The organism is Actomonas aquatica (genome assembly GCF_019679435.2).
Classification (GTDB): Bacteria; Verrucomicrobiota; Verrucomicrobiia; order Opitutales; family Opitutaceae; genus Actomonas; species Actomonas aquatica.
In genome coordinates, this window is sequence record NZ_CP139781.1 from 3,052,877 (window position 1) to 3,077,308 (window position 24,432).

20 protein-coding genes are annotated in these 24,432 nt (G+C 60.5%); 6 read left to right on the forward strand and 14 right to left on the reverse strand.

Features of this window, described 5'->3' with window-relative positions:
* Window positions 1-13: 13 nt before the first annotated feature.
* Window positions 14-748, reverse strand: coding sequence for a sulfite exporter TauE/SafE family protein (locus K1X11_RS11905; RefSeq protein WP_221031962.1), 735 nt, complete (start codon window positions 746-748; stop codon window positions 14-16).
* Window positions 749-1,146: 398 nt separating this feature from the next.
* Between K1X11_RS11905 and K1X11_RS11910 the strand changes: the two genes are divergently transcribed.
* Both K1X11_RS11910 and K1X11_RS11915 read left to right on the forward strand, forming a co-directional pair.
* Window positions 1,147-2,811: a sodium:solute symporter family transporter gene (locus tag K1X11_RS11910; RefSeq protein WP_221031961.1), complete on the forward strand. Its 1,665-nt coding sequence runs from the start codon at window positions 1,147-1,149 to the stop codon at window positions 2,809-2,811.
* 26 nt (window positions 2,812-2,837) lie between these two features.
* Entirely contained in the window at window positions 2,838-4,295 is a 1,458-nt protein-coding gene (locus K1X11_RS11915; protein ID WP_221031960.1) for a hypothetical protein, read from the forward strand.
* Here the strand turns inward: K1X11_RS11915 and K1X11_RS11920 are convergent.
* The 9 genes from K1X11_RS11920 to K1X11_RS11960 all read right to left on the reverse strand — a co-directional run bounded on the left by K1X11_RS11920 (window position 4,292) and on the right by K1X11_RS11960 (window position 17,249).
* A complete protein-coding gene (locus K1X11_RS11920; RefSeq protein WP_221031959.1) occupies window positions 4,292-5,521 on the reverse strand; it encodes a hypothetical protein in 1,230 nt (409 codons plus the stop codon). The genes K1X11_RS11915 and K1X11_RS11920 overlap by 4 nt on opposite strands.
* Window positions 5,490-6,791 (reverse strand): hypothetical protein, encoded by a 1,302-nt coding sequence (locus K1X11_RS11925; RefSeq protein ID WP_221031958.1) that lies wholly within the window; start codon window positions 6,789-6,791, stop codon window positions 5,490-5,492. The genes K1X11_RS11920 and K1X11_RS11925 overlap by 32 nt, the downstream gene beginning before the upstream one ends.
* Window positions 6,792-7,045: 254 nt before the next feature.
* Complete coding sequence (locus K1X11_RS11930) at window positions 7,046-7,720, reverse strand: acyltransferase (RefSeq protein ID WP_221031957.1); 675 nt, start codon at window positions 7,718-7,720, stop codon at window positions 7,046-7,048.
* 23 nt (window positions 7,721-7,743) lie between these two features.
* Window positions 7,744-9,192 (reverse strand): hypothetical protein, encoded by a 1,449-nt coding sequence (locus K1X11_RS11935; protein ID WP_221031956.1) that lies wholly within the window; start codon window positions 9,190-9,192, stop codon window positions 7,744-7,746.
* Window positions 9,193-9,269: 77 nt separating this feature from the next.
* Complete coding sequence (locus tag K1X11_RS11940; RefSeq protein ID WP_221031955.1) at window positions 9,270-10,784, reverse strand: hypothetical protein; 1,515 nt, start codon at window positions 10,782-10,784, stop codon at window positions 9,270-9,272.
* Window positions 10,785-10,801: 17 nt separating this feature from the next.
* Complete coding sequence (locus K1X11_RS11945) at window positions 10,802-12,331, reverse strand: glycoside hydrolase family protein (RefSeq protein ID WP_221031954.1); 1,530 nt, start codon at window positions 12,329-12,331, stop codon at window positions 10,802-10,804.
* On the reverse strand, window positions 12,328-13,926 hold the full coding sequence (locus K1X11_RS11950) for a hypothetical protein (protein WP_221031953.1): 1,599 nt from the start codon (window positions 13,924-13,926) through the stop codon (window positions 12,328-12,330). Before K1X11_RS11950 ends, K1X11_RS11945 begins: the two co-directional genes overlap by 4 nt.
* 253 nt (window positions 13,927-14,179) lie before the next feature.
* Window positions 14,180-16,351 (reverse strand): TonB-dependent siderophore receptor, encoded by a 2,172-nt coding sequence (locus K1X11_RS11955; protein ID WP_221031952.1) that lies wholly within the window; start codon window positions 16,349-16,351, stop codon window positions 14,180-14,182.
* A gap of 148 nt (window positions 16,352-16,499) precedes the next feature.
* Window positions 16,500-17,249 carry a GntR family transcriptional regulator gene (locus K1X11_RS11960; RefSeq protein WP_221031951.1) on the reverse strand — a complete coding sequence of 250 codons (750 nt, stop codon included), beginning with the start codon at window positions 17,247-17,249 and terminating at the stop codon, window positions 16,500-16,502.
* A gap of 97 nt (window positions 17,250-17,346) precedes the next feature.
* Between K1X11_RS11960 and K1X11_RS11965 the strand changes: the two genes are divergently transcribed.
* Genes K1X11_RS11965 through K1X11_RS11980 form a run of 4 tightly spaced genes read left to right on the forward strand, consistent with a single transcriptional unit; the run spans window position 17,347 to window position 20,902 of the window.
* Window positions 17,347-18,354 carry a Gfo/Idh/MocA family protein gene (locus K1X11_RS11965; protein ID WP_221031950.1) on the forward strand — a complete coding sequence of 336 codons (1,008 nt, stop codon included), beginning with the start codon at window positions 17,347-17,349 and terminating at the stop codon, window positions 18,352-18,354.
* Window positions 18,347-19,324 carry a Gfo/Idh/MocA family protein gene (locus tag K1X11_RS11970; RefSeq protein ID WP_221031949.1) on the forward strand — a complete coding sequence of 326 codons (978 nt, stop codon included), beginning with the start codon at window positions 18,347-18,349 and terminating at the stop codon, window positions 19,322-19,324. Before K1X11_RS11965 ends, K1X11_RS11970 begins: the two co-directional genes overlap by 8 nt.
* The gene (locus tag K1X11_RS11975) at window positions 19,321-20,127 is read left to right on the forward strand and encodes an HpcH/HpaI aldolase family protein (protein WP_221031948.1); all 807 of its coding nucleotides are present in this window, start codon (window positions 19,321-19,323) and stop codon (window positions 20,125-20,127) included. Before K1X11_RS11970 ends, K1X11_RS11975 begins: the two co-directional genes overlap by 4 nt.
* Window positions 20,120-20,902, forward strand: a complete 783-nt coding sequence (locus tag K1X11_RS11980) for an SDR family oxidoreductase (RefSeq protein WP_221031947.1) — start codon at window positions 20,120-20,122, stop codon at window positions 20,900-20,902. The genes K1X11_RS11975 and K1X11_RS11980 overlap by 8 nt, the downstream gene beginning before the upstream one ends.
* A 1,297-nt stretch (window positions 20,903-22,199) precedes the next feature.
* Here the strand turns inward: K1X11_RS11980 and K1X11_RS11985 are convergent.
* The 4 genes from K1X11_RS11985 to K1X11_RS12000 form a co-directional block, all read right to left on the reverse strand.
* Complete coding sequence (locus tag K1X11_RS11985; protein WP_221031946.1) at window positions 22,200-22,568, reverse strand: hypothetical protein; 369 nt, start codon at window positions 22,566-22,568, stop codon at window positions 22,200-22,202.
* Between the two features lie 109 nt (window positions 22,569-22,677).
* The gene (locus K1X11_RS11990; protein ID WP_221031945.1) at window positions 22,678-23,133 is read right to left on the reverse strand and encodes a hypothetical protein; all 456 of its coding nucleotides are present in this window, start codon (window positions 23,131-23,133) and stop codon (window positions 22,678-22,680) included.
* A 71-nt stretch (window positions 23,134-23,204) separates the two neighbouring features.
* A complete protein-coding gene (locus K1X11_RS11995; RefSeq protein ID WP_221031944.1) occupies window positions 23,205-23,504 on the reverse strand; it encodes a hypothetical protein in 300 nt (99 codons plus the stop codon).
* Window positions 23,505-23,893: 389 nt separating this feature from the next.
* The gene (locus tag K1X11_RS12000) at window positions 23,894-24,274 is read right to left on the reverse strand and encodes a hypothetical protein (protein ID WP_221031943.1); all 381 of its coding nucleotides are present in this window, start codon (window positions 24,272-24,274) and stop codon (window positions 23,894-23,896) included.
* Window positions 24,275-24,432: the final 158 nt, after the last annotated feature.

Genomic DNA, 24,432 nt, shown 5'->3' on the forward strand with positions numbered 1-24,432 from the left:
ATTCTCGCATGAGCTAGTCTCCCAGCAATCTCCCACCAAACGTGATCACGAAGTAGGCGCCCAACAGCAGCAGGAAGCCGTAGACCGCGTTTTTCATCTGATCGCTGTTCACTTTACGGGAGAGGAAAAACCCACCCGAAAAGCCGACCAGCACCGCGCCACATAGACCCGCCAAAGCCCCCCATCCCACGGGCAGGTGCAGCCCCGCCGGACCACTCAGCACGAGTCGGTAGACCGACATCAGAAACACCATCGCGGCAAAACGCTTCTTACATTCGAAGAAGGGCTCATCACCGCGAAAGCAGTGATTCACCAACGGAGGTCCGCCGGCATTAAACCCACCCCCAAAAAAGCCCGACAGGCCACCCGCCAACCACGCGTTGCCCACCCCCGGGACCGGTCCGCCCCGCAATTTCCGCCATAGGAACGTGCCCGCCGCATAGACCAGAAAAACACCCAACAGAACGAAGAGGATGCGTTCATCCAGAAGCGTCACCAAAAACATGCCTGCCGGCACCCCCACCGCCAGACCACCGATCACGCCGCCGGTCCCCTGCCAGGAGAAGCGCAGACCGTGAAAGGCCAAGTTGCAGAAGTTGATGAAGAGGTTGAGGACCACCAACAGCGCCAGCGCATCGCGGTATCCAATCACAGGAGACAGCAACGCCATCCCCAACATCCCAAACCCAAACCCGCTAAGCCCCTGCACCAACGCGCTGAGGGCCACCAGCACCAAAAGAAGGGTCATTCCGACAGTCCTCCCCGCCCGGTGCCACTGGGCACAGAGCATGTTACCAAAGGGAGCTCGAACGGGGGTAACAGCATAACCGTGAGCCACCTCAACGTGTATACACAATAAGTCCACCATCTTCGCACCCGGTAAGACGAGCCGCTCCAGGCTACCGCTTGCCTGAAGTTGAAGAATTTCGGCAAAAGCGTCCCGCCCATTGTCCGGAGCATGCTTTTTGCTAGGAAACCCACCGTTGTGGCCTCTGCTGTCGCCAGCGGATGCTTCCGCCAACTGGCTCGGCCAACTTAATTCGATTCACACTGGACCTTTTATACACGTGTATACTTTTATCCAAGCAGCCAGCACCCAAGGCCGTCGCCCTGCTCTGCTCATTTTTCGTCACCGCCTTTGATTCGATGCCACGTCTGACCCGTTTTTCCCTCCTGTCCTTCATCGGTTTTACGCTGGCGCCCCTGCTTCAGGCCCAGTCTTCCGTGGCTACCGATGAGGTGCTGCCCGCGCTTCACACCGGCCTGCACTGGCTCGATTGGTGCATCATCGCTCTCTATCTGGGAGTCGTGCTGTGGTTGGGTGCCAAGTGCGCCAAAGGCGATTCGGGCACGGCGGAATACTTCATCGCGGCGAAGCGGCACATGAACCCGGTGCTGATCGGCATCTCCACCTTCGCCACGATCCTGAGCACCGTCTCTTACCTCTCGAAGCCAGGCGAAATGGTGAACAAGGGTCCCACCATTCTGTTGGCCCTCATCATTTCGGCCCCGCTCACCTACTGGGTGGTGTCCCGATGGTTGATTCCTCAACTCATGCGCCTGCGTGTCACCAGTGCCTACGAATTACTGGAGGAGCGTCTGGGTTACGGCGTGCGCGTGCTCGGCGCCGTCATGTTTATTCTCCTGCGCCTGGTCTGGATGGGGCTGCTGGTCTACCTCGCCTCGCTCGCTCTCGTCATCATCATCGGGCTCGATGAGAAGTGGACTCCCCTCATCTCTGCTCTCACCGGCATCGTCGCAGTGGTCTACACCTCGATGGGCGGTCTGCGCACCGTGGTCATCACCGACCTGATTCAATTCTTCCTGCTACTGGGTGGCGCCCTCATCACCATCGCCATCGTTACGATCAAGCTCGGAGGGTTTTCGTGGTTCTCGCTGTCGTGGAATCCCAACTGGGACACGCAGCCGCTCTTCACCTGGGATCCGACGGTTCGAGTGTCACTCTTTGGCGCCGTGCTATCGGGCATGCTCTGGCAAATCGCCACGGCCGGCAGCGATCAGACCGCAGTGCAACGCTACATGGCGACGGAGGACAAGAAGGCGGCCAGCCGCTCGTATTTGGTTTCAATGGTGGCCCTCGCCGGTGTCTCCACCGTGCTCGCCCTCCTCGGCATGTCCCTCCTGGCGTTCTTCACCGAGTATCCGGAGCTCCTGCAAGGCGGGCTCACCTTGTCCGCCGACGGCGACAAAATCTTCCCCTACTTCATCTCCCATTTCCTGCCGATCGGCATCACCGGTCTGGTCGTATCGGGCGCAATCGCCGCGGCCATGTCCAGCGTCGACTCCGGGGTAAACTCCATCACGGCGGTGGTCATGACCGACTTTCTCGATCGCAACGGCAAGTCGTTCAAATCCGAGGCCCAGCACCTGCGCTTTTCCAAGTTTCTCGCTGCCGGAATCGGCGCGATCGTGATCGTGACGAGCCTGTTCGTGCAATACGTGCCGGGCAACTTCACCGCCATGACGAGCAAGACCGCCAACCTGCTCGTGACTCCGATTTTTTGTCTCTTCATCCTCGCGCTTTGGGTCCGCGGTGCGACGCCCCTCTCCGCCTTCCTAGGCTTTGCCTACGGGTTCGCCGCCTCCGTCCTCATAGCCTTCTGGGAACCCATTACCGGCCAGCCCCAAATCAGCTTTCAATGGGTTGGACTCGGCGCCTTGGTCGCCAACCTCGGGATCGCGCTGCCGCTCGCGAAATTTGGCCCTCGCCGCGAAGACACCCGCGCCACCCGCAACACCGCCATCGTTGGCTTGGTGATCCTCGCCGCCCTGCTGTTCTGGCTGCTCTGACCCGAAAACCCGCCCCCATCTGCGTCATGTCCGATTTGTCCCTCCACCCACTGCGCGTCGCCGCCGCATCATTCTCCACCAAAATCGCAGCCGGTCTGCCCACCCGGGGCCGCACCGGGGCCCGCGTCGAACGCGTCGTCTCCGACCTCATCACGACCGTGGCCTTGTTCGAGCAGGCTGACCGGAGAATCTGCCTCGTCGAAAGTCCGCTCGACATTCGCACCTTCCCGTTCCGCCTGCTGCTCAAGCCGCGCTTGGCCGCAGTGTTCGGGATTCCGGAAGACCAGATCATCCTCTTCTGCGACCACAATCATTGCGTGCCCTGTCTTTCGGAACGGCAGGCCAATGATTGGGAGGTTTCTTCCATCCCGCCGCTCGATGCCGACCCGCTCAACGCCCTCGGCGAGGAAGTGTTGGACGCCATCGTCACTGCCGCCACTCCGCTGCCGGACCGTCTGGAGCCTGCCACCGTTTCCTGGGGCACCGCTCAAGAGACCCGAGTGTCCTACAACCGCAAAGGCCACTGGCCCGACGGCTCCACCTACTTCATTCGCGAAAAAGAACGCCTGGACCTGGGCGAGGACTACATCGGCTTGATCGATCCCGATGCCGATGTCGTGACATTTCACAATGACGCCGGCCAACCCTTGCTGGGGCTCTGCCGCTTTACGGCCCATCCCGTCACCTCCTATCATCCGGAACGCATGACCGCCACCGGTGAGTGGAGTCAGTTCGCGGCTGATCACCTGCGCCGCGAGTTTGGCGGCGATACTCCGGTGGCCTTCCTGCAGGGCTGCGCCGGCAACATCAACTCACGCTATTTTCTCACCGGCGACATCGCCAAATCCGCCGAACTGGGTGACCTCCTCGGCGAATCGTTCCTGCAAGCCTACCGGAAACGCCAGCAGGTCGCCGTTCCGGAACTCGGCCTGGACCTCCTCGATGTCCAGGTCCCGCTCGCCGCCTTGCCGTCGGTGACCGATCTCGAAGCAGAGCTCGCCGAAATCGACGCCTTCATCGCCAATCCGCACCTCACCAACACCTACGGCGCCTACACCTGCGTAGGCCTTAATTTTCCCGAGGTGCTCAGCCCGCGCTACCGCGCCCAATTGGTGAAGGAGATCCGCGGGTGGTATGAATGGGCGCTCTCCATGCACCGGGAGAACCGCCTCCCCGAAATACCTCCCACCCTGCCCATCCGTTGCCCGTTGCTCCGTTTTGGCGACCTGGCACTGATCGGACTTCCCTTTGAGCCCTTTGTTGAAATCGGTGAGCACCTCAAAGCCGTCTCACCCTTCACCAAACTGTTGCCCTGCGGTTATGTGAACGAGAGCGAAGGCTACATCCCTCATGCGGATGGTGTCGGCGACCGCGAATACATGAGCAGCTTTTACCGCTATTCGCACTACAACCCGCCCTTCGCCGCCCCGGCCGGCGACGCCGTGACCGACGCCCTTCGGGCTTACGCCGAACGTCGGGCCTAACTCGCCCGCGCGGACGCCCGCGCCGCCGGTCGATAGGCCTCCGCCAGGACCGTTGCCCGCCAGTTACGCAGATCGACCTGAACTTGATCGTAGGAACGTGGTTCGCCCGTCTCTTCGATCATGACCGGGATCCACTTGGTGCTATATCGCACGTGCTGCGTCTCGTCGGCGATGTCGTAACTCCACGCCATCGCACTCGTGGCATCTTTCTCCGCGACCGCCTCCTTGAGACCGGCGTGTTTGCCCGGAAAGGCATCAGCCTCCTGAGTGGTCAACGCCGCATAGCGATCGAGCGGCGTCAGCGTTTGACGCATGGCGTAAGCCTTGGTCGACAGGCCCGACGCTTCCACCGACACACCGAGCTCCGCCAGCTTGCGGGCCCCAAACAACGCGTGCCGGCATTCATCCCACATGTGCCGACTCGCATCGAAGAAGAACTCCCACGGCATGTCCGGCGCATCAAACAACAGCGCCGCACAGGAATCCGCCGCCTGCACTTCCTGGAGAAAATTCACCGCGATGTAGCGCGAACGTTCGGTGTAGTCTGCATCATCAGCCGGCGCTTCCGGCCCAAATTCCAGCAGCGTAAACCCAGCCGGAATTTCGGCATCCGGCAGCGGCAATCGCCCGATCCGCCGCCCGCCACGACAGACTTCGCCGGTCCGTCCCGCATGCGTGCTCAATACGACCACAAGATCCTCGAGGAGCGCGTCAACTTCGACGCCAAACGCCTCACTCTCCGGACTTGGTTCCGCCGCACGCCACGCCGACGCCTGCTCGGCCAAGGCCCGGAGTTCATCGCGATCGGTCTCGAGCAGAGGTTGGCTGGGTTGGTCGTAGATCGTCGCGTTTTCCCGCAAGTATCCATCGATGGCAGCAGCCAAAGCAGACGGCACCGCCTGTAGCGCGGTGCGCACAAAAGCATCGTGATCCGGGGCATGACAGAGCCGATCCAACAGGGTCCGCCCGGCACTCCAACTGGCCACATGTTTGGCCGGCCAAGACAACCCGAGCTCGCGGCCCCGTTGCCGCAGGTCCTGCACCCGTCGAAACTGTCGGAAAATGATGCCCGGCAGCGTCTGGCGAAGTTGCCAATCGGTGATTCCCGGCAAGAAGCCTGCCTGCAGGCGGGCCAGCTCCGTCTGGAAATCGGCCAGGTTTTTGATGAAAAGCCCGCGCACGCGCGGGTTTACTTCACGGGCGAGGGGGTCGGTGGGTCGGCTCATGTTGAATGGTGTTGGGCGCAGAGTTTTGAGCCGCGTTGGCTTCTTCAGTCGCAAAAGCAAAGGCGAACAAATCGGCGTCTTGCAGTTCGATGCGCAATCGCACCACTCGCCCTGCCAAAGCACTGAGATCGACCTCGCCCTGCCAATCGACCCAGCCCGCGATTTCGTCCCCCACCACCAGTCGGGAGTCCGCCAGCGCAAATCCATCGATCGGCTCACCGGCTGCATCTTGCAGCTCAAACCGCAGACTGCCCGCCGCCGAAGTGGCGTAGTTGATCTCAAGGCGATTGCCGCTGAATCGAATCGGACGGCTCAGCCATTCGCCAGTTTTGTAGCCGGCGTGCAACGAGGCGAAACCATCCGTGCGCAGCGTGTAGCGCGCCATGTGTTGATCGGGCTGACCGTAACGGCGCTGCACAAAAAACGACATCTCCCGCGGTCCGGTCGGAATGATGCCCAGCGCTGGATAGTTGTTGCGCGAAGTCCAGTTTTCCCAGCCCGGCCCCGGTCGCAAAAAGCTCTCCACAAAGGTCCGCTGGTAAGTCAGGTCCCCCCGGGTGGTCAGTAACACCCCATCGGATACGTCGCGGTAATAGTCGGGATCGACGCCAAGCCGCGCGGCCATTCCATCGGTGACCACTTGCCGGCCTTCGACGAGGCGCCCGGCAATGCCGACGTAGAGGTGCGGCGCACGGAAGTAAGGCGTCGTTTGGTTGGTGTAGATCTGCTCGGGCGGAGCGGCATCACCGTCGGCATCAAGAAACGCCATCGGCCCCTCATCATGCCACGTCACAAAATCGAGACTGGTGGCCCGGGACACCCAACGCACACGCCGCCCGTCCTCAAAATCACGGAAGCTTCGGTAATAGCAGACATACTTAGCCTCCGCTTCCGACCAGAAGACCACGTTGAGCGAATCGTAACGATAATCGTCCGTGATCGGCATCATCGGCTCGCCCGCCATGAACGGCGTCCAGTTAACCCCGTCCGCGGAAACGAAACGTCGCAGACCACTCGTCTGGATTCCTCCGACCGCTTTCCAACGCTCCTCCGCCGGCGCCGCCGGATTGAGATCGTAAAACACATTCAGGTTGTGCGATGCCGGTGCATGCTCCCGCAGCACGATATTGTCCGCCGGCTTTGACCACGTAACCCCGTCGGTTGAAGTCGCATAAGCGGTCACATCGAGGCCTTCCGCCGCCCGCGACGGCGTGGGCAGCCCACGATAATAGGCGCGAAATCCCTCGCCGGGCACGGTCACGATACTCACGTAGCCGGCAAAGGCTCCTTCATGCGGTCGATCAAAGTTAAAGGCCCTTCCGGCCAAACGCGGCGTCTGTGCCCGCCACTCCACGTGCTCAGCTTTAGCAGTCAGAAAGTCGTCAACAAAGAGTTCCCGCCGCGTGCCCAAATCAATCACCTCTGCCGACGCGAACGTCCCCGCCAACGCACTTATGATCAGCCCGGCCTTCCGTCGCCATGAGCACCGCCGCTGTATCCACTTTAGCACCACATTGCCTCCGCTCATGCCTCCGCCGAGGGGTCGAAGCCTTCGGGCCAGGGTTCGGGATTCGGACGCTGGTCCCACAGATCGGCGCCGCCAAAGATCTGGGCCGGGTCATTGCCGGCGCCAAATTCAGCCGGCAAGGGACGCACCTGCGCCGGACAACCGAGGGCCAGGGAGTTGGGCGGCACATCCTTCATCACCACCGCACCGGCGGCGATGAAGGCATTGTCCCCGATGGTGACGCCGGGACCAATCGTCACGCCCCCGCCGATCACGACATGGTTACCGATCATCGGCCCCTGCACGCCGGCTTTGCGCATGGGCAGCTTGGCATTGAGCAGGTTGGTCCCCGGGCCGATGAACACCATGTTGCCGATGGTCGTCGTGCTGGGGATATAGACATGCGCCATGATCTTCACTCCGGTGCCAATGGTGACGCGCCCTTCCAAGGTGGAGCCATGCAGGATCACCACCCGATCGCCAATGGTGCATTCCGCGCGGATCGTGGCGTTGTGACCGCAGCTAAAATGGTCCCCGATCACCGTGTCGGCATAGACCACCGCGCCACTGTGAAAGCGCGCCCGTCGCCCGATGCGAGCGGGTTCACGACAGCCGGGGTAACGATAACCGAGCTGCACTTGGGGAGCGACCTCACTGTCGGCTCCCAGTTCGTAAAAAGCTTCGGAAGACATGACGGGACGCTCAGCCAAAACCGTTACCGATGCAAACTGCGCAGCGCGGCCACCGCATCGTCCGCCGCAGCATCTGCGCCCGGTTCCGCGTAAGGTGGTCGTCCGTGCAGATAGCGATAAAACCCGGCCTGATATTCCAGGTCACCCACCGCCGTGGCATCGGGAATGTAGCCTTGCGCGCCTTCCACGTAAGCCGCGGTCAACACGAGTGCCTGCGGTGCTTCCTGACGGATCTTAAAACCCGTGCGCACGAATGCCTCAAAGGGCAGACCCACGATCCCCACCCCGCCCAGCTGTGCGGCGACGATGCCCATCTCCACTTCGCGTGGCAGCTCATCGGCCGTGCCGGCTTGGCGTTGTTCCAACGCCCATGCATACCAACGCCGCACCGGAGCGACCAGCTTTGAACGATAGATCGGGCTCAGCGCACGAGGAAAGTTGAGTCCGACGCAGGACAGAGTGTCCTCGTCGCCGGCTTCCGCCCGCACAACAAAAGCATCAATCTCAGCGAGAGATGCCTGCAGGCTTTCGATCGTCGGCAGCGGAGCCAACGGCACGGTGGCAGTCGCCCGCTTCCAGACAAAATCACTGTCTGTCGCCGGGCGGGCGGCATCGGCCGCCTTGATGAAGGTTTCGCTCAAATACGCCGCCATTTGATGCGCCTGCTCCATCGTGCCGGTGAGCATAAACTTCGAATTAATGTCGCCCGCGCAGCCTTGCAGAAACGCCACCGGAGCGCCGCCGAGATGCTCCGAAAGCGCAGTGGTCGCGAGCTGCGGCCACTGGCCAAAGGCCATCGGATCCTCGGGGTTGTAGGCCGTCACCGGGTGACCGGTGAACAGTGCCAGTGCCGCCACCGCCGCACCATCTTTGCCGCGCAGGAGCACGACCGGAGCCAGCGGGTCGATCTGCCCCACAAAATCCTCCCCCAACAACGCCCGGTCTTCCTCGCGCATGAAATAGGTGCTGCCGTCTTCACGCTGACCGCGGCGATTGTAGGTCATGCGGTGTTCTTCCGCTACGCCCCAGGCGACCGTCACCGGCACGAGCTTCGCCCGCAGGCCACTCGCACTGCGGCGCAATCCATCGATCATCGCCTGACCAATGTCATTGGCCTCGCCCGTCGGATCCCCATCAGGTCCCGGCGCAATGTGCATCGCCGGCACCGAATGATCGTGGGACGACGCGAGCACGATCTCAGCCGGCGTCAAATCAAGCGCATCACTCAGAATAGCCTTGGCGGCGTTCTGCAGCGGCCGACGCGAATCAAACGGAAACGGCGTTGCAAACAACGCCATGCGCTGGTCGCCCTGCTCAATCAGGATGATCGTGCTTTTGAGATCACTCTCCACTCGGTTGATCTTCATCCCCGTCGCGGTGAAGTCGGCGGGCACGCCGACCTCGGGTTCCAGAGCAAACGTTACGGCAGCAGCCTGCAGCGACGGAGACTTGGCTTGGGCAAGTGAAGTCATGGCAGTAAAAGCGAAGAGAACGGTCAGGCTACCGACGAGGCGGCGCCACGTTGAGCGGGAAGGGACACACATCGGAGTCAGCGGTGAAAGCGATAGGCGTAGAGATCGGCATCCTGCAGGGTAAACCGCAGGCGGACTGGCTGCCCGGCGAATTCTGCAACGTCATCGCGACCGACCCAGGTGACGCTGCGATCGATATCGTCGCCAATGAGTTCCTCGCTCGTGGCCAGCGTTTCACCATAAATATCCACCAACTCCACCGTCACCCCACCGGCGGCGGAGGTGGCAAAATTGAGGTCCAGGTTTCCCCCTGCAAAGGTGATCGGTTTGGTGAGCAGGGTGCCGCCTTCGTAGCCACCGTGCGCAGCGCTGAAACCATCCGTTCGCACCACGTGACGACGCAGGAAACAACTCGGCATCATGTAGTGAGTCACAGCGTAGAATGACATTTCGCCATCTCCGGTCGGCACCACACCGAGCGTCGGCGAGTTGTTGCGCGCATGCCACGCGTAGGGATCACGTCCCGGACGCAGGAAGGACTCCATGAAGGTGCGATCATAACCCAATCCGCCGCGCGAGGTCATGAAGACCGCATCGGACACCCCGTGAGCCTGCGACGGGTCGACGCCCCACTCGATCTGTTGTTCCGGCGAATAAGCCTGACGGTCCGGCCAAAAGCGGAAGGGCAAGGCGACCAGCAGATGCGGCGCCCGGAAATAGGGATGCGTGCCATTGGTGTAGAGGTGTTCCAAAGGCGCGTCGCCGAAATGCATGCGCTCGGGTTCCGACCAATTGGTGAAGTCCTTGGACACCGAACGGCTCACCGTGCGAATGCCCGCATAAGTCGGCTTGCCGGGCACCCCACCCTCGCTCCAAGTGCGCAGGTAGATCGCGTATTGCTCCTCGGCCGGCACCCAGATGAGCACGTTTTGTGAATCCAGCGCGTAGCCCGGCAGGATGGGTTGCGGCGCCGCAAGCTTCCAGTGGATGCCATCGGCCGAAACGTAACGGTAGAGTCCGCCGCTCACGCTGGCCTGGGCCGGGTCGGGCACCAAGTCACTGTTGTCGTGAAACACGCCACCCACGCCCTTGTAACGCTCCGCCGCGGGCACTCCGGGACGGTCATCGAGGAAGGGCGAGAAGTTGTGGGAAACCCGTTTGGCGAGATCGGGCGCCAGGATGACATTGGTCTTACGCCCCTTGTATTCGAAGATATCGAGTTCCGGCTTCACCCAGTTCACCCCATCAGTGCTTTCCGCATAACACGTGACCTCGAGCGGGGTGCCATTCTCGCGCTCCGGCAACATGCCCCGGTAATAAAGCCGGTAGAGGTCCCCGTCTTTAATGACCGTGGTGTAGTTGACCGCGTGTTCCCACGGTTCATCAAACTGCATCACCGCTTCGGCTTCGCGGGTGCGAGCCAACTGCAGACGCACGCCGTTCATCGAATCAATGAGCGTGCGATCCGCGAAGAGTTCACGGCGTTCGCCGATCGGCGTGGCGTCGGCAGCAAGGGAGAGGTGGGCTTGGGCAAGCAGGAGAGACAAAGCAGAGAGGATGAGCTGGCGGGAACGAGGGAGGAAGGAACGCATGAGGATCGAGGGGGGTCTTAGGGTTGAAATTGAAACGCGTAGAGGTCGGCGTCTTGCAGCGTGAAACGCAGTCGCACTGGCTGGCCGGATTGGGCGGCGACCACGGTCCCGTTGCTCCACGTGACGATCCGTTCCAGGTCGTCACCAATGAGCTCATCGCTGCGGGCCAACACTATGCCGTCGGCGTCCAGAAGTTCCACCTGCACGAACCCGGCCGCAGAGGTGGCAAAATTGAGATTCAACCGGTCTCCGGTGTAGCGAAACGGTTTCGTCAGCAAACTGCCCGGAGCGTAGTCTGCGCGCACGGCGGCGAAACCATCCGGACGCAGGGTGTAGCGCCGCAGCTGCGCGCTGGGCATCGTGTAGTGCGTGGTGGTGTAGAACGAAATCGTGTCGCCACCATCGGTCGGAACCACCCCCACCGCCGGCGCATTGTTGCGCGCATGCCAGTTGAACAGATCGCGACCGGGGCGAATGAAGGACTGCATAAACGTCCGATCGTAACGGGTGCCGCCACGCGAGGTCATGAGCACGGCGTCTGATACGCCCTTGAGCTGACCGGGATGCACCCCGGCTTCGACGAACACCTCCTCCGCGTAAGCCCGTCGCTCCGGCCAGAAACGAAACGGCAGAGCAATCAGCAGATGAGGAGCGCGAAAATAGGGCGTGGTCGCGTTGGTGTAGATGTGCTCGGGCGGCGCGTCTCCGTAACTCATGGGCTCCGGCTTCGACCAGTGGATAAAATCCCGCGACGTCGCCCGGCTCACCGTCCGGTAACCGGCGAAACCGGGATTGTCGGGCGTGCCTCCTTCCGTCCACGTGCGCAGATAAACCGCGTAAACCTCTTCCTCCGGCAACCACGTGAGCACATTGAGCGAGTCGAGCGCATAACCATCAAAGAGCGCCGGCCCTGGCAATACTTCCCAGTGTATTCCATCGGCGGATACGAGACGCTGCAGGCCACCGGTCGCGACCACTTCGTCGCCGCTGCCGTGCTCAAAACGACCGGTCTCCACGCTGAGCACCGGCCGGTTGCCCCCGCGTCCGCCCACCGCTTTGTAACGCTGCGAGGCGGGCACCCCGGGGCGGTCATCCAGCATCGGCGAAAAGTTGTGAGAAATCCGACGGGCGTCGGGCGGCAGGATGATATTGGTCTTCCTCCCCGCGTAGTCGTGGATGTTCAGCTCCGGTTTCCTCCAGTGAATGCCATCCGTGCTCTCGGCGTAGCAGGTGACCTCGATGTCGGCCGGGTCTGTCAGGCCCGCCGCCGGCACACCGCCGCGGTAATACAGCCGGTAGACGCCGCCATCCTTGATTACCGTGGTGTAAACCACCGCCTGATCCCACGGATCCTCGAAGATGAGCACCGGGCCCTCGTCGCGCGGACGGGCCAATTCCATGCGCACCCCATCCATCGATTCGACCAAGGCCCGGTCTACAAATAGTTCCCGTCGCGAGCCGATATCCGGCCAAGTCTCAGCCACCGCCGGAGCGGTCACCGTAGCGACGATCAGGAGCGAGAAACAAAGCGAGCGAAGGGAGTTCATGAATCAGAAGCGACCGGGGTGAAGCGGAACGAGTAGACGTCTGCATCCATCACCTCGATACGCAGACGTATGGGCGTGGCCGTGTAGGCGTTGAGCGAGGTGCGTCCGCGCCAGCTCACCACGCCGTCGATGCGATCGCCAATCAACGGATCACAGTCTTCCAGCGCGAACCCCGGCAACGCTTCGCCGGCGGCGTTTTGTAACTCGACTCGCACCTGCCCTGCCCCGCTGGTCGAGAAGTTGAGCTGCAGCACGTCACCGTCGAAGGTGAACAGTTCGGTCAATACTTCGCCGCCTTCATAAGCCCCGTTTACGGAGGCAAAACCGTCGGTGCGCAGCGACATGCGACGAATGTGATTGGTCGGCTGCAAGTGATGGCGGGTCAGATAAAAGGAAAGTTCACTCGGTCCGGTTTCCAACAAACCGCCACTGAGCGGTGCGTAGCTGTTGCGTGAACTCCAGTTGCCCAGTTCCGTGCCGGGACGCAGAAACGCCTCCATGAAAGGACGGTCCAAGTGCGTGGAACCGGGTTTGCTGAAGAGCAAAACAAGGTCGTTCGCATCGCTCGCAAAGGTGTAGGACCGAACCCGAGTATTACCCGGAAACTTGCGGATCTGCAGCGCTTGCTCCTCCTCCAGGGTGAGCGCGCGGCGGCCCGGATTGAAGCGATTGGCCAGTGTGATGTAGAGCGACGGATTGCGCGGATACGGCACCGTGCAGGGCTCGTAGATGTGCTCACGCGGAGTATCCCCGTATTCCATCGCCTCCGGTTCCGTCCAACTGTGGAGATCCGACGACACGGAGCGGAACACCGACCTCACCCCTTTGCGGTCAATCATCCAATCGTGCAGGGAGCGTTCGTGGGTGGGCGCATCGATATCCCACCAGCGAAAGTAGCCGACAAATTGCTGTTCCACTTCGGACCAAAATACGCTGCCGCCATCAAAAGCGTTGGGCCAATCACTGACGAGGTCGGCCGCGTAACCGAGCTCATGCCACACCGCCCCATCGGCCGATCCGAGCATGAACGCACGCAGACCCTTGCCTGCGCCCCCCGCCCGTCGTTCGCCGTCGCGCATGTCGATGGCTTTGATGCGTTCGTCGGCCGGCACATCCGGTCGCGGATCGAGAAACGTAAACATCCAGGTAGTGGAAGCACCGTCGGCGAAGCCTGTGATGTTGTTGGCCGTGCTACCGTCGAACTCCACCAGTCCGAGGTTTGGTTTCTCCCACACCAATCCATCTTCACTCGTCGCCAGACAAAGATAGACGCTGGAGGCGGACTCGTCGCCCGTGCCTTCATTGATCCCGCGATAAAGCATGTGGTATTTGCCCTCGTGCTCAAAAATCGAGCTGATGAAGAGCGCGCTGCCCTCCCACGGCTCGTCCGCGCGCAAAACGATTTCGCGCTCGACCGGTTGGCCCTGTTGCAACCGCGCCGCGCCCGAAATCTCACCGATGATGGTGCGGTCTGCAAACAGCTGCAACTGATCGCCGAGTTCGATCGGCGCGATCGGGGTTTCGGCGGCGCTGCCGGACGCACTCCCGCCCAGGGTCAGCGCAAATGAAATGAGTAACGAAGAGAGCCGGGTCATGGGCATAAGGGATGAAACGAGGGGACAGGCGAAACGTTCGCGGCCGAACCGAAGATTGCTTGCATCGATCTCCTGCAAGGGTGGGCCGGCAAATCGGCGCCGCGGCTTGCAGCCCGCAAAATAGAAAGGGGAATTCTAACGGGAAAGGGGGCGATGGTGAACTGCCATCGCCCCAGCTTAACTACTACGACTACCATACCAACGGAGGGGACGGGCGCTTACTTCCCGCCCCCACCGAAAAAACACGTCCGGCTTACCAGGAGTAACCGACGGAAAGCCGCACGGTGCGCGGCTGCGAGGTCTGCACCAGACCGCTCAGCGCCACCGCCACGAGGTAATACTCGTCGGTCAGGTTCTCGGCATTGAGCTGGGCGGACCAGCTTTCACCCCAATCGTAGCGGGCGAAGGCTGAGTAAGTGGTCGGGAAATCGAGCCAATAGCCGCCATTGTATTTCTCCGTCTGATCGTAGGCGCCACCACCGAACATCAGGCCCTTGAGCGGGCCATCCGTGAAGGAGATCTTACCCATCAGACTGTAAACGTCCTCGGGCGCGTCTACCGTCGCACGGCCCGTGCCTGCCTGTTCGGTCTCGGCGTGATAGTAGGTGGCGATGAGGTCAGCGTGAGCGCTTTCGCTGAAGTTGAAACGCAGGCCAATGTCCGCTTCCCAACCCTCGGATGAGTCCTGCTCCGACTGGATGTAAATCTGCTCACCACGAGAGTTGAAGCCCACGCCCTGCGTGCGGACGTTAGTCAGCTCCATGTCGAACAGAGCCGCCGTCATATTGATGCTGACGGTATCAGAGAGATCACGGCTCCACTTAACTCCAAACTCCGTGAGGTTGCCCTCCTGATCGCGGTAAGGCTGCGGCACTTCTTCAGTGGTGAAGCCCGACTGCGGAATGAGATTCTGCGCTTCGGTGAAGTAGAGGGAAAGGCCGTCCACCGGCTTGTAGACTACACCATACTTGTAGGTGCGCACCCAGGGGTTGTCATTGATCGAGGTTGAATCTGTAGCGAGATTTTCACTACGACTGTAGGTGTCGAACCAACGGAAACCACCGACGAGAATCAGCTTATCGTCGAAGAAGTAGGCATTGTCCTGAATGTAGAGCGAAGCGTTGGTGCTTTGGCCCCGGCTGCGATTCGTCCGCGGCGTGTTTGGATCAAGGCTGTCGTCATTGGAGAAGTCCGGGTTACGGACGTCGATCGGGTCCGCCACGACCACTACACTGGAACCATGGCTGCGGCCGTGGGACACGTCACCGCCCATGCTGATGTCATGACGCATGAAGTCGGTCTCCCAATTGTAGAGGAAGTCCAACTGCCCCAAATGGCTCGAGCTGTAGCTCTCATACGGGATATATTGACGCTGCAGCGTGACGTTATCCGCGCCAATCGCCGAGCCACGCAGGATGAGGCGCTCATCTTCATGGTCGTTGTAACTGTAGCGAATCCGCACGTTGGCGTTGTCCGTGAGGCGAGTCATGAGATCGACCGTGCCGAACCACTCCTCGTCATCCCACTTGGCATCCTCACCCCGACCCACCGAAAAGTCGCGGGTCGAATACGGGTTGATTATCGGATTCTGCGCCGTGGAACTGGCATCGAGGAAGTCGGCCCAATAAAAGTAACCATTGTCGACGCTGTTATAGAGGCGAAAATTGATCGTCGTGCGCTGATCCTCACCAAAGTGGAACATGAGACCGGTGCCGAAGAAGCGGTCGTCATCTGCCCAGATATCCTTGGTGGTGTCGCCGCTGGTCGCGCCGAGTGTCACCCGGTAAAGTGCAGTGAAGTCGTCGGACTTCACGATCGGACCGGAGCTGTTCACTTCGAGACGCATGTAGCTATCCTCCCCCAACGACGCCTTGATCTCGCCCTCCGGATTCAAAGTCGGTTCGCGGGAAACGAAGTTAATCACACCACCGATGTAACCGTTTTGACCGAGCAACATACCGGCCGGGCCCTTGATGACTTCGATTCGCTCGACGTCATACATCGGGTTACGCTTGTAGAGCGCCTTCAAGACACCGTCGCGCATGGCCTGGGAGGCACGGAAACCGCGAATGTTGGTATCGTCGTTGATCGTTTGGTTTTGCGTCACGCCGGACACACCAAATTTGAGCGCCGAGCTGGCTTCAAAAGCACCGAGGTCGGTCAAGAGTTCGTGGTTTAGTACCGTGAGGGCCGCCGGGATGTCGGCAATTTCCGTCACTGAACGACTGCCCACCAAACTGGCTTGGGTCGCATAACCCTCAGCCTCTTCGTCATGCACCACGAACGGCGACATCACGATGGCTTCTTCGGAATGGGGCTCTGCCTCAGCGGCTTGCTGGGCAATGGTCGGCGAAAGCGCCGCCGCAAAAAACGGCGCCGCAAAAGCCAGACGCCGGAAGTGATAGGGTGAAGAGTTCTTGTTCATCAATTGAGCTTGGGAGGTTCGTGGGGTAGTGAGCTTGAACAATGCCAAGTATCCTCGTGTATGTTCCGTGTATACACTTTACAAGCCTAAGTGCACAAAATCGCCCACAACGGGCAAATCTAGTCATCCGGCCAGCGCAAAACTGCACTCAGGTCGTGTAGAGCAATTCCTCTTCAGATAGCTCCGGGCCGCGCGTGCGCGCCGAGGCTCGCGCCATTAGGCGCACATGGTGATCTACCATTTCCCGCAGGTGCTCCTCCATCTCGGCTTCCGCCTCCTGCACCGCCCGACGCTTGATCGCGTCAAAAATCTTTTCATGACTGGCCAAAACCGCCCGTCGACGCTCCCCCTGCTCATCCTCCGGCAACGGCTCCTGCCCCGATGGCTTGTCCGAGACAACTCGGTTAATTAAGTGCAAGCGAAGGATTTCCCGCTTCATGAGCTCATTTTGGGCCGCAGTCATGATCGCCACATGGAAGCGCACGTCCTCTCGCACCAAGGCCGCAAAAACCTGGTCACTGTGCCCTTCTGTGACGATCTGCTCCGTAAGTTGACGCATGCGCTCCAAGGGCAGCAGGATTTCCTGCAGATCAAAACTCGAGTGATGGCGTGCCGCCAGTCCCGCCGCATAACTCTCCAAGGCTAAACGCATCCCACAGAGTTCCTGGAACTCCTTGAGTTCCATCTTCTTAACACTAGCACCCAACCGCGCTTCGATCGTCACCAGCCCATCCGCCTCAAGCTGCCGGAGTGCGTCCCGCACCGGAGTGCGACTCACCCCGATCTCATCCGACAAAGCCTTGGTCATCAAGGGATGAGCCGGCGGAAACTCTCCGCTCAGGATCCGCTTCCGGATGTAATCATAGGCAATATCGGAATTGACACTCTTGGTTTGCACGATGGATACCTGTGTATACTTTTTTAATCTATGGCAAACTCGTTTATCCCAGCGGATGAACGACTCGCCTCGTTTCTGAAAATTCGACCACCCCCTCATGGCATCCCATTCGGCTCTGATCATCGGCTGCGGCAGCATCGGCGAGCGCCACCTGCGCTGTTTCCAGCAAACGGGGCGGGCCACAGTCATCGCCTGCGAAGCCAACCCGTCGCTGCTTGAACGTATCACCGCCGACTATGCGGTGCCTGGCATCAGCGACTGGCAACGCCTCGCCCCCGACGAACGCATCGACTGCGCGATCATCTGCACGCCTGCGCCATCCCACGTGGAGATAGCACGCGCCCTGCTGGCTCGGGGTATTCACGTCCTTATCGAAAAGCCCCTTTCCCACTCCCTGCAAGACGTCGATTCCCTAATTGCCGCTCGTGATCGATCCGGGTGCCAAGCCGGAGTCGCCTATGTATACCGAGTGTTCCCTCTGCTGGAGGCTGCCGCGTCCTTTCTGCAGGCCGGCTCACTCGGACCGATCGTTCAGGCTCATGTCACCACCGGCCAACCCTTCCATCTGCTGCGCCCGGCCTATGCCTCCACCTACTACCGGGACCATGCCTCCGGCGGCGGTGCGATCCAGGATGGCCTCACCCATGTGGCCAACTGGATCGAAAGCGTCCTCGGCCCCACCCGCAGTTTGATCTGCGACAGTGCCCATCAGGTGCTGGCCGACGTGGAGGTCGAGGATACCGTGCATGTGGCCGCCCGCCACGATGGCGCCTTGGTGAATTACGTCTTCAACCAGTTCCAGCTGCCCAACGAGATGACCTTCCAGTTCAACGCCGCCCGCGGCAGTGTGAAGGTCGAACTCCACGCCAATCGTTGGGGCGTCTGCACCGATCCCGCCGCCGGCTGGACCTGGCACGAGCTGCCCCAACCCGAACGCGATACCCACTTCACCGCACAGGCGAACGCTTTCCTCGACGCCATCGAAGGCACCGCTCCGGTGCGCTGCACGCTCGAGGACGCCGCCCACACGCTCCGCTTCAATCTCGCTGCCCTTCAGGCTTCCCAACGCGACCAACGCGTTCACCTCGCCGACCTTCATGCCTGACGACGCTGCCAATCCACCCCCCCTGCGCCTCGCCATGATCGGCATGGTGCCCGGCAACGGCCACCCCTACTCGTGGTCCGCCATCATCAACGGCTACGACCGCGACCTGATGGCCGCCTGCCCCTACCCGGTCATTGGCCAATACCTCAACGCCCAGCCGGCTGGCTCCGTCGGCCTGCCCCACGCAGCGGTCACGCACATTTGGACCGACGATCCCGCCGACGCCCGCCTCGTCGCGCCCGCTGCGCTCATTCCGCACATCCTGGCGTGCCCCGAAGACGCCATCGGGCAGGTGGACGCCGTGTTCATCGCCACCGACGACGGCTACACCCACGTCGCCCGCGCCCGCCCCTTCATCGAAGCCGGTCTTCCCGTCTTCATCGACAAGCCCCTCGCCCTCACCGTCGAAGACCTTCGCACCTTCATCGCTTGGCGCAGCAACGGCGCCCGGCTGCTCTCCTCCAGCGGTCTGCGTTTCGCTCCGGAATTTGATGCCCTCCTTGCCGACCCGAGCCCACTCGGCGAACTCCGTTGGCTCTCCGGCCTCACCTGCAAGGCGTGGGAAACCTACGGCATCCACGCGCTGGAGCCCCTCTTCCGCTTCACCGGCCCCGGCTACTCCTCCATTCTCCTGGAAAGCCAGCCCGGCCTCGAAGTCGCCCACCTCCAGCACCACTCCGGCGTCCAGGTGACCATCCCGGTCATTGCCGATGGCGGCGCGGCGTTCGGCACCTTTCAACTCACCGGCACCGCCGGCCCCCAGCGTATCCAACTGAAGGATACCTACACCGCGTTTCATCGCCAGATCGTGAGTTTCCTCGATTACGTGCGCACCGGCACCGAGCCGTGCCCCTTTGCGCACACCATCGAACTCATGGCCCTCCTTATCGGGGGTATCCGTAGCCGGGAAGAGGGTTCCCGCCGCGTGGATATCCCCGAACTCCTTTCCCTCCTAAATCACCGCTCATGAATCTCCGCCCCAGCCGTGTCCTCGGCCAACTCAATGCCGGGAACTATCCCAGCATCCTGAAAATCAATCTCTCCGACCCGCGCGTGATCGAGATTGCCGGCCTCTCCGGCGTCGACGCGGTGTGGCTCTGCACCGAACACGTGCCCAACGATTGGATCGGTCTCGAAAACCAGATTCGCGCCGCCCGCCTCCACAACATCGACTCCCTCGTGCGCGTCGGTCGGGGCAGCTACAGCGACTACATCCGCCCCCTCGAAGCCGACGCCACCGGCATCATCGTGCCGCACGTCACCACCGCCGACGAAGCCCGCCAGATCGTCAACTGGGTGCGTTTCCATCCGATGGGGCGCCGCGCCCTCGACGGGGGCAACATCGACGGTCGCTTCTGTCACGTGCCGATGGCCGAATACCTCGAACACAGCAATCAGGAGCGCATCATCATTCTCCAAATCGAATCACCCGAGGCGCTGGCCAACGTCGAAGAAATCGCCGCCGTGCCCGGCTTCAACGGCCTGCTCTTTGGCCCCGGCGACTTCAGCCACCTCATCGGCAAAGCCGGCCAACTCGACGCGCCCGAGGTCGTCGCCGCCCGTCAGCGCGTCGCCGCCGCCGCTACCGCCCACGGCAAGTTCACCATGACCGCCGGGCTCATCGCTCCCTTTGACACGCTGGTCAAAGAAGGTTACCGGCTCTTCGGCGTAGGCGCCGACGTCGTTGGCATTGGAAGCTACATCGAAGAGCGCCTGAAGCTGATCAAAAATCCGCCCGCCGCGCCCGCCTCCTCCTCGTCTCCCTATGTCTGATTTTCCCATTTCGTTGGCCGGTAAACTGGTCGTGCAATTCGGCGGCAGCGGCCTGCTCGGCCGCGCCCTCGCCGCCGACCTCGCCCGCGCCGGCGCTCACGTGATCGTGGCCGGTCGCGACCCATCCAAACTCGCCGACCTGCAGACCGACGCAGCCACCGCCGGCCATCTGCTTACCGCCACCGCCGTCGACATCACCGACGAAGCGTCACTCGCTGCGCTCCGCGACGGCTTGCTCGACCAACACGGCCGTATCGACGGCGTGGTGTTTAATGCCGTCAGCCGCCCCATGGCCGGTCTCAACGATCCGGTCGCTGCCTGGCGCGACTCCATGGAAACCAACGCCACCGGCCTGCTGCTCACTGCGCGCACGTTTGGCAACGCCATGGCCTCCGCCGGCTCCGGCAGTCTCGTGAACATCGGCTCCATTCAGGGCATGGTTGGCCCCAATGGTTTTCTCTACGAGGGCACCGAGATGATCTCCCCGCCCGACTACTTTTTCCACAAGGGCGGTATGGTGAACCTCACCCGCTACCTCGCCGCCCAATACGGCCCCAAGGGCGTGCGCGTAAACACCGTCAGCCCCGGCGGCATCTTTAATCCCGCAAAGCCGCCGCCCGACGCCTTTCTCCAGCGCTACGGCCAGATGACCATGACCGGTCGCATGGCGCACGCCCATGAGATCAGCGGTGCCGTCGCCTTCCTCCTCAGCGACGCCTCCACCTACGTTACCGGCACCAATCTCCCGGTCGACGGCGGCTACACCGCTAAATAATCGAATTGACCCTCCTTCGCTTGTTCCGAGGAGCCGGTTTAATTGAATACGAAGCCTCTGAAACACCGACTGTCCTTCGGGCCGGCGAGTTCTTCAACCGAAGCCCCGATTGCTGCCTGTTCATGGCATAAAATAGGCTAACCGACCCTACAGCCCGGAAACAACAGCAAGGCGCAAATGAAAGAGGCGGCCACGGCAGCCATTTCAGGGGGAAAAGTTTTGAGACGGTCAGCCACCCAATCTAAGAGCGCCGGCGCCCGACTCCTGAGTCTTCCATCAGGTTTCAGTGCATAAACTCAGTGCGAAGCACATTCATTTTCCCCAAAGCGTGTCGCAGCGGCACCTCGTTGAACCCGTCCAGCGTTCGAACCTGGGCTACGCCCAATCCAACTCGCTCAGCCTAATGCCGCGGGTTGCACTGCCTCGCAACTGGACCACATGTGAGCGGACAAGAGGTTGAAAGCCGTTCGCTCGGCTAGGAACGATCAACTGATTCAGAGTGCTGCGTGAAAGCCCCGTGAAAGGGCAGCGCTGACCCGCCCGGGGCAATCGAACGAAAACCGGACGCTGTGGATGGGTGGCGACGGGAACCGCGATCCGAGTTCCCTCGGAGGTGTTTTATGAGGAGGAAGACATTGGATCCTCTACTTAGCACAGGTCCTCTCAGCCCCTTTTCTGCCGGTCCCCGACGTCCTCAGCGATAGACGTCATTGTCAGTTTCATTGTCACTTTGAGGCGCCCCGAGAAACCAAAAGCCCCGTAACTCATTCGAGTTACAGGGCTTCCGAAAAGTGGCGTCCCCACGGGGATTGGCTTCGGCGTTTCACGCCTGCGGGGCTACGCCCTCCGCGCCTTCGCGCGGCCCGTTCCGCTTCACGCCACTCTACAAGCAACGCGAGTGGCCAGACAACCCCTCCGGGGTTCGCCTCCCCGTCGGTTCGCCGGAATGCAAAAAGCCCTCCGACTTTTGATCGTCAGAGGGCTTTTTAAAAGTGGCGTCCCCACGGGGATTCGAACCCCGGTTTGGCCCAGTGCCATTTTGACACAAGGCCATGTGTTGATTTTCAATAACTTAACTTTCGGCGACATCCCCGTTTTTCGACGTCATTGTCACTTTCATTGTCACTGGCCCTAAAATCGAGGGGGGATTCGAAGTCATTTTTAGGGTTCGTGTTAAGATCGAGCTTGACGGTTTAGACTGGGTGACCGGCGAACACCAGACGGTCGATTCAGATCAGACACGAGCGAAGGCGCGCAGCGCCGTAGCGAGTTGTCTGGAGCGACTGGATCGGCATCTTCATTCTGGTGGCTTGGGTTCACGTCGGTCCTCCGACGACGGAATGAATCGATAGACCTTCTTCGCGTCGAAATCGAATCGACCGAGATAGTCTCGCTGCTTTCGTCCGCTTGCTAGCAGCGCCTCAGAAAACTCGATGCCGCCAATGCTCGTGACTTCAAGTGCACCACGATTGTCGGCGATGACCAGCCACGCGAATCCTCCCGTATCGGGGAAGATCTCCTTCTTCTCGAATTCACCGGCGTGCTCAACCTCAAGAAAGCGCTTATACTCTGCCAGGAACGGGTGGCTGTGCTTGAGACCGACACGCACCGTAATGCCTTCGACCGTCGTCTGGGCAACGTAGTCATACTTCGCAGCGCAGCCCATGAGCGAAGTGCAGAGGAGTAGGAGAAATGCAGACTTCATTTCTGCCGATCGATTCAAGTGAGCCGCGGCGGGCGCAGCCCGACGTTGGCTCGACTGGCTGGATATGCCTTCATTCTAAAGCCTCCCGAATCCTATCTTCAAAATTGAGGGTCTGAAGTGCGCGTTCGGTATTCATCCCGTAGTTCGGGACTGAACTGTCGAGAATCCAAAACCCTTCATATCCTGGATCGTGATACTGAAGCCCCGACAGTCGAATCTCGCCGGCAGTGCTTGGAACGACCAGCTGGATCGTCTCACCCGCCTTTATCTCAGTCTTTTGGTCGCGGTTCTTGAGCACTTCCCTTATTTCGATCGTAGCGAGTTGGTCGGGAAGCTCAGCTTCTCTGGCTTGAGTCTGCGAAGTCCTCTGTTCCCGCTCGATTTCTTCAATTTTCAAGACGACGCCGCGAAACACGATATCTCGCTTCGATACAAACTCACCGAACGACTCATTGTAGACGATCGTGGTGCCGGAAACACAGGGCAGTAGAGCAAGCGCAAGAGCGTGAAAAAACAGTCTATGCATCGATTGAACTCAGCCGCGACTGACAGCGGAGCTGTCAGTCGTTGGCTGCGGTGGCTGGATAGCCCTTTTCTTCATGTCGTGATCAGACCTACGATTGCGGCTGCGAAAGCCAAAAGGTAAGCGAATACGAACACCCGCATCGCGTCTAACTTCTTTCTGAGCACCGGGCCAACACTGTTGGTGTATGCACCAGACAGTAAAAACCTAGAAAAGCTGATATCATTCGCCATCTGGACGTTCGAACCAGAGACCCGTGCAAACACACTAGGATGGTCACGCTTCAGGATGCGCCTCAGCGACATCATGCGAATCATTCCGCCGATACACATCGCGGCCAAAATCAAAAATAGAACCGGTAGACCTGAATTCATCGGCTACGTTTGAAGTCAGACAGGCCGACTTGTCGGCCTTGTCTGCACTGACTGGTTCGGCTTTCTACCATTTGTCGAGTATCCAATCACGGTCGAATAGGTGCTGGTCGAGATAAAGTAACGGGCGGAAAAATGACGCGAGAAAAACGTCCGATCGCGACAACGAATCAAAGAACGTATACGCGCCTTTCTCCTCCGTGGTCTTATCGAACCACCAATGCGTGTGGGTGTTTCTGACGATGAGATATGATCCCGCATATGCGACGGCGCAAAGTCCGAGCCAGCGCAATATGGAGTATCGTCGGCTTCGATTCATGGTTTGCCGAACGCCTGAGCTCAGAGACGGCGACTTGTCGCCGTTCTCTGCGGCGGTTGGTTGGACCTTTGTTTCATCCGAAAAGCCGCCCCCAGAGGCCCTTCTTTTTTGGTGCGATTTCAGCTACGGACTCGGATGTGAATCTCACCAGCATTCCTTCTACTTGCGCAGGAGTCTGCGAGTTCACGAATCGCGAAAAACTGCCGGACTTTAGATGCATGTCATAGGATACCGCATCGTCTGTCCAAATCGCGATCTCCTCCCGATCTGACTTTCGAATGAAAGTGATCGTAGGAAACGTGGCTCCGTCCATTCCCTCGGCTCGCTTGATTTCGTCCGCGAAGGGGAATGCATGAAACGCATCGACCAACTTATCTGCGGGCATAGAACCACCCGATTGGCTTTGATCCACCGGTGAATCGACCAACTGCAGCGTGATTTCGAATTCGGTCATTGTATGTCCAACGCTAAAGCTGAGCCGCGACGGCCAGCGAATGAAATGTCGAGTTCGATTGGAGGACAACGGAACGACCAACGGCGGCCCTGGCCGTCGTTGGCTCCGGCGACTGGATGGGCTCTATTCTTTTATGCATCACGCTCGGCCTTCCATTT

Excerpts from the sequence above, each read along its gene's own strand:
- K1X11_RS11905 (WP_221031962.1), bottom strand. The coding sequence starts at position 748 with ATGACCCTTCTTTTGGTGCTGGTGGCCCTCAGCGCGTTGGTGCAGGGG.
- K1X11_RS11910 (WP_221031961.1), top strand. The coding sequence starts at position 1,147 with ATGCCACGTCTGACCCGTTTTTCCCTCCTGTCCTTCATCGGTTTTACG.
- K1X11_RS11915 (WP_221031960.1), top strand. The coding sequence starts at position 2,838 with ATGTCCGATTTGTCCCTCCACCCACTGCGCGTCGCCGCCGCATCATTC.
- K1X11_RS11920 (WP_221031959.1), bottom strand. The coding sequence starts at position 5,521 with ATGAGCCGACCCACCGACCCCCTCGCCCGTGAAGTAAACCCGCGCGTG.
- K1X11_RS11930 (WP_221031957.1), bottom strand. The coding sequence starts at position 7,720 with ATGTCTTCCGAAGCTTTTTACGAACTGGGAGCCGACAGTGAGGTCGCT.
- K1X11_RS11935 (WP_221031956.1), bottom strand. The coding sequence starts at position 9,192 with ATGACTTCACTTGCCCAAGCCAAGTCTCCGTCGCTGCAGGCTGCTGCC.
- K1X11_RS11940 (WP_221031955.1), bottom strand. The coding sequence starts at position 10,784 with ATGCGTTCCTTCCTCCCTCGTTCCCGCCAGCTCATCCTCTCTGCTTTG.
- K1X11_RS11945 (WP_221031954.1), bottom strand. The coding sequence starts at position 12,331 with ATGAACTCCCTTCGCTCGCTTTGTTTCTCGCTCCTGATCGTCGCTACG.
- K1X11_RS11950 (WP_221031953.1), bottom strand. The coding sequence starts at position 13,926 with ATGACCCGGCTCTCTTCGTTACTCATTTCATTTGCGCTGACCCTGGGC.
- K1X11_RS11955 (WP_221031952.1), bottom strand. The coding sequence starts at position 16,351 with ATGAACAAGAACTCTTCACCCTATCACTTCCGGCGTCTGGCTTTTGCG.
- K1X11_RS11965 (WP_221031950.1), top strand. The coding sequence starts at position 17,347 with ATGGCATCCCATTCGGCTCTGATCATCGGCTGCGGCAGCATCGGCGAG.
- K1X11_RS11970 (WP_221031949.1), top strand. The coding sequence starts at position 18,347 with ATGCCTGACGACGCTGCCAATCCACCCCCCCTGCGCCTCGCCATGATC.
- K1X11_RS11975 (WP_221031948.1), top strand. The coding sequence starts at position 19,321 with ATGAATCTCCGCCCCAGCCGTGTCCTCGGCCAACTCAATGCCGGGAAC.
- K1X11_RS11980 (WP_221031947.1), top strand. The coding sequence starts at position 20,120 with ATGTCTGATTTTCCCATTTCGTTGGCCGGTAAACTGGTCGTGCAATTC.
- K1X11_RS11985 (WP_221031946.1), bottom strand. The coding sequence starts at position 22,568 with ATGGGCTGCGCTGCGAAGTATGACTACGTTGCCCAGACGACGGTCGAA.
- K1X11_RS11990 (WP_221031945.1), bottom strand. The coding sequence starts at position 23,133 with ATGCATAGACTGTTTTTTCACGCTCTTGCGCTTGCTCTACTGCCCTGT.
- K1X11_RS11995 (WP_221031944.1), bottom strand. The coding sequence starts at position 23,504 with ATGAATTCAGGTCTACCGGTTCTATTTTTGATTTTGGCCGCGATGTGT.
- K1X11_RS12000 (WP_221031943.1), bottom strand. The coding sequence starts at position 24,274 with ATGACCGAATTCGAAATCACGCTGCAGTTGGTCGATTCACCGGTGGAT.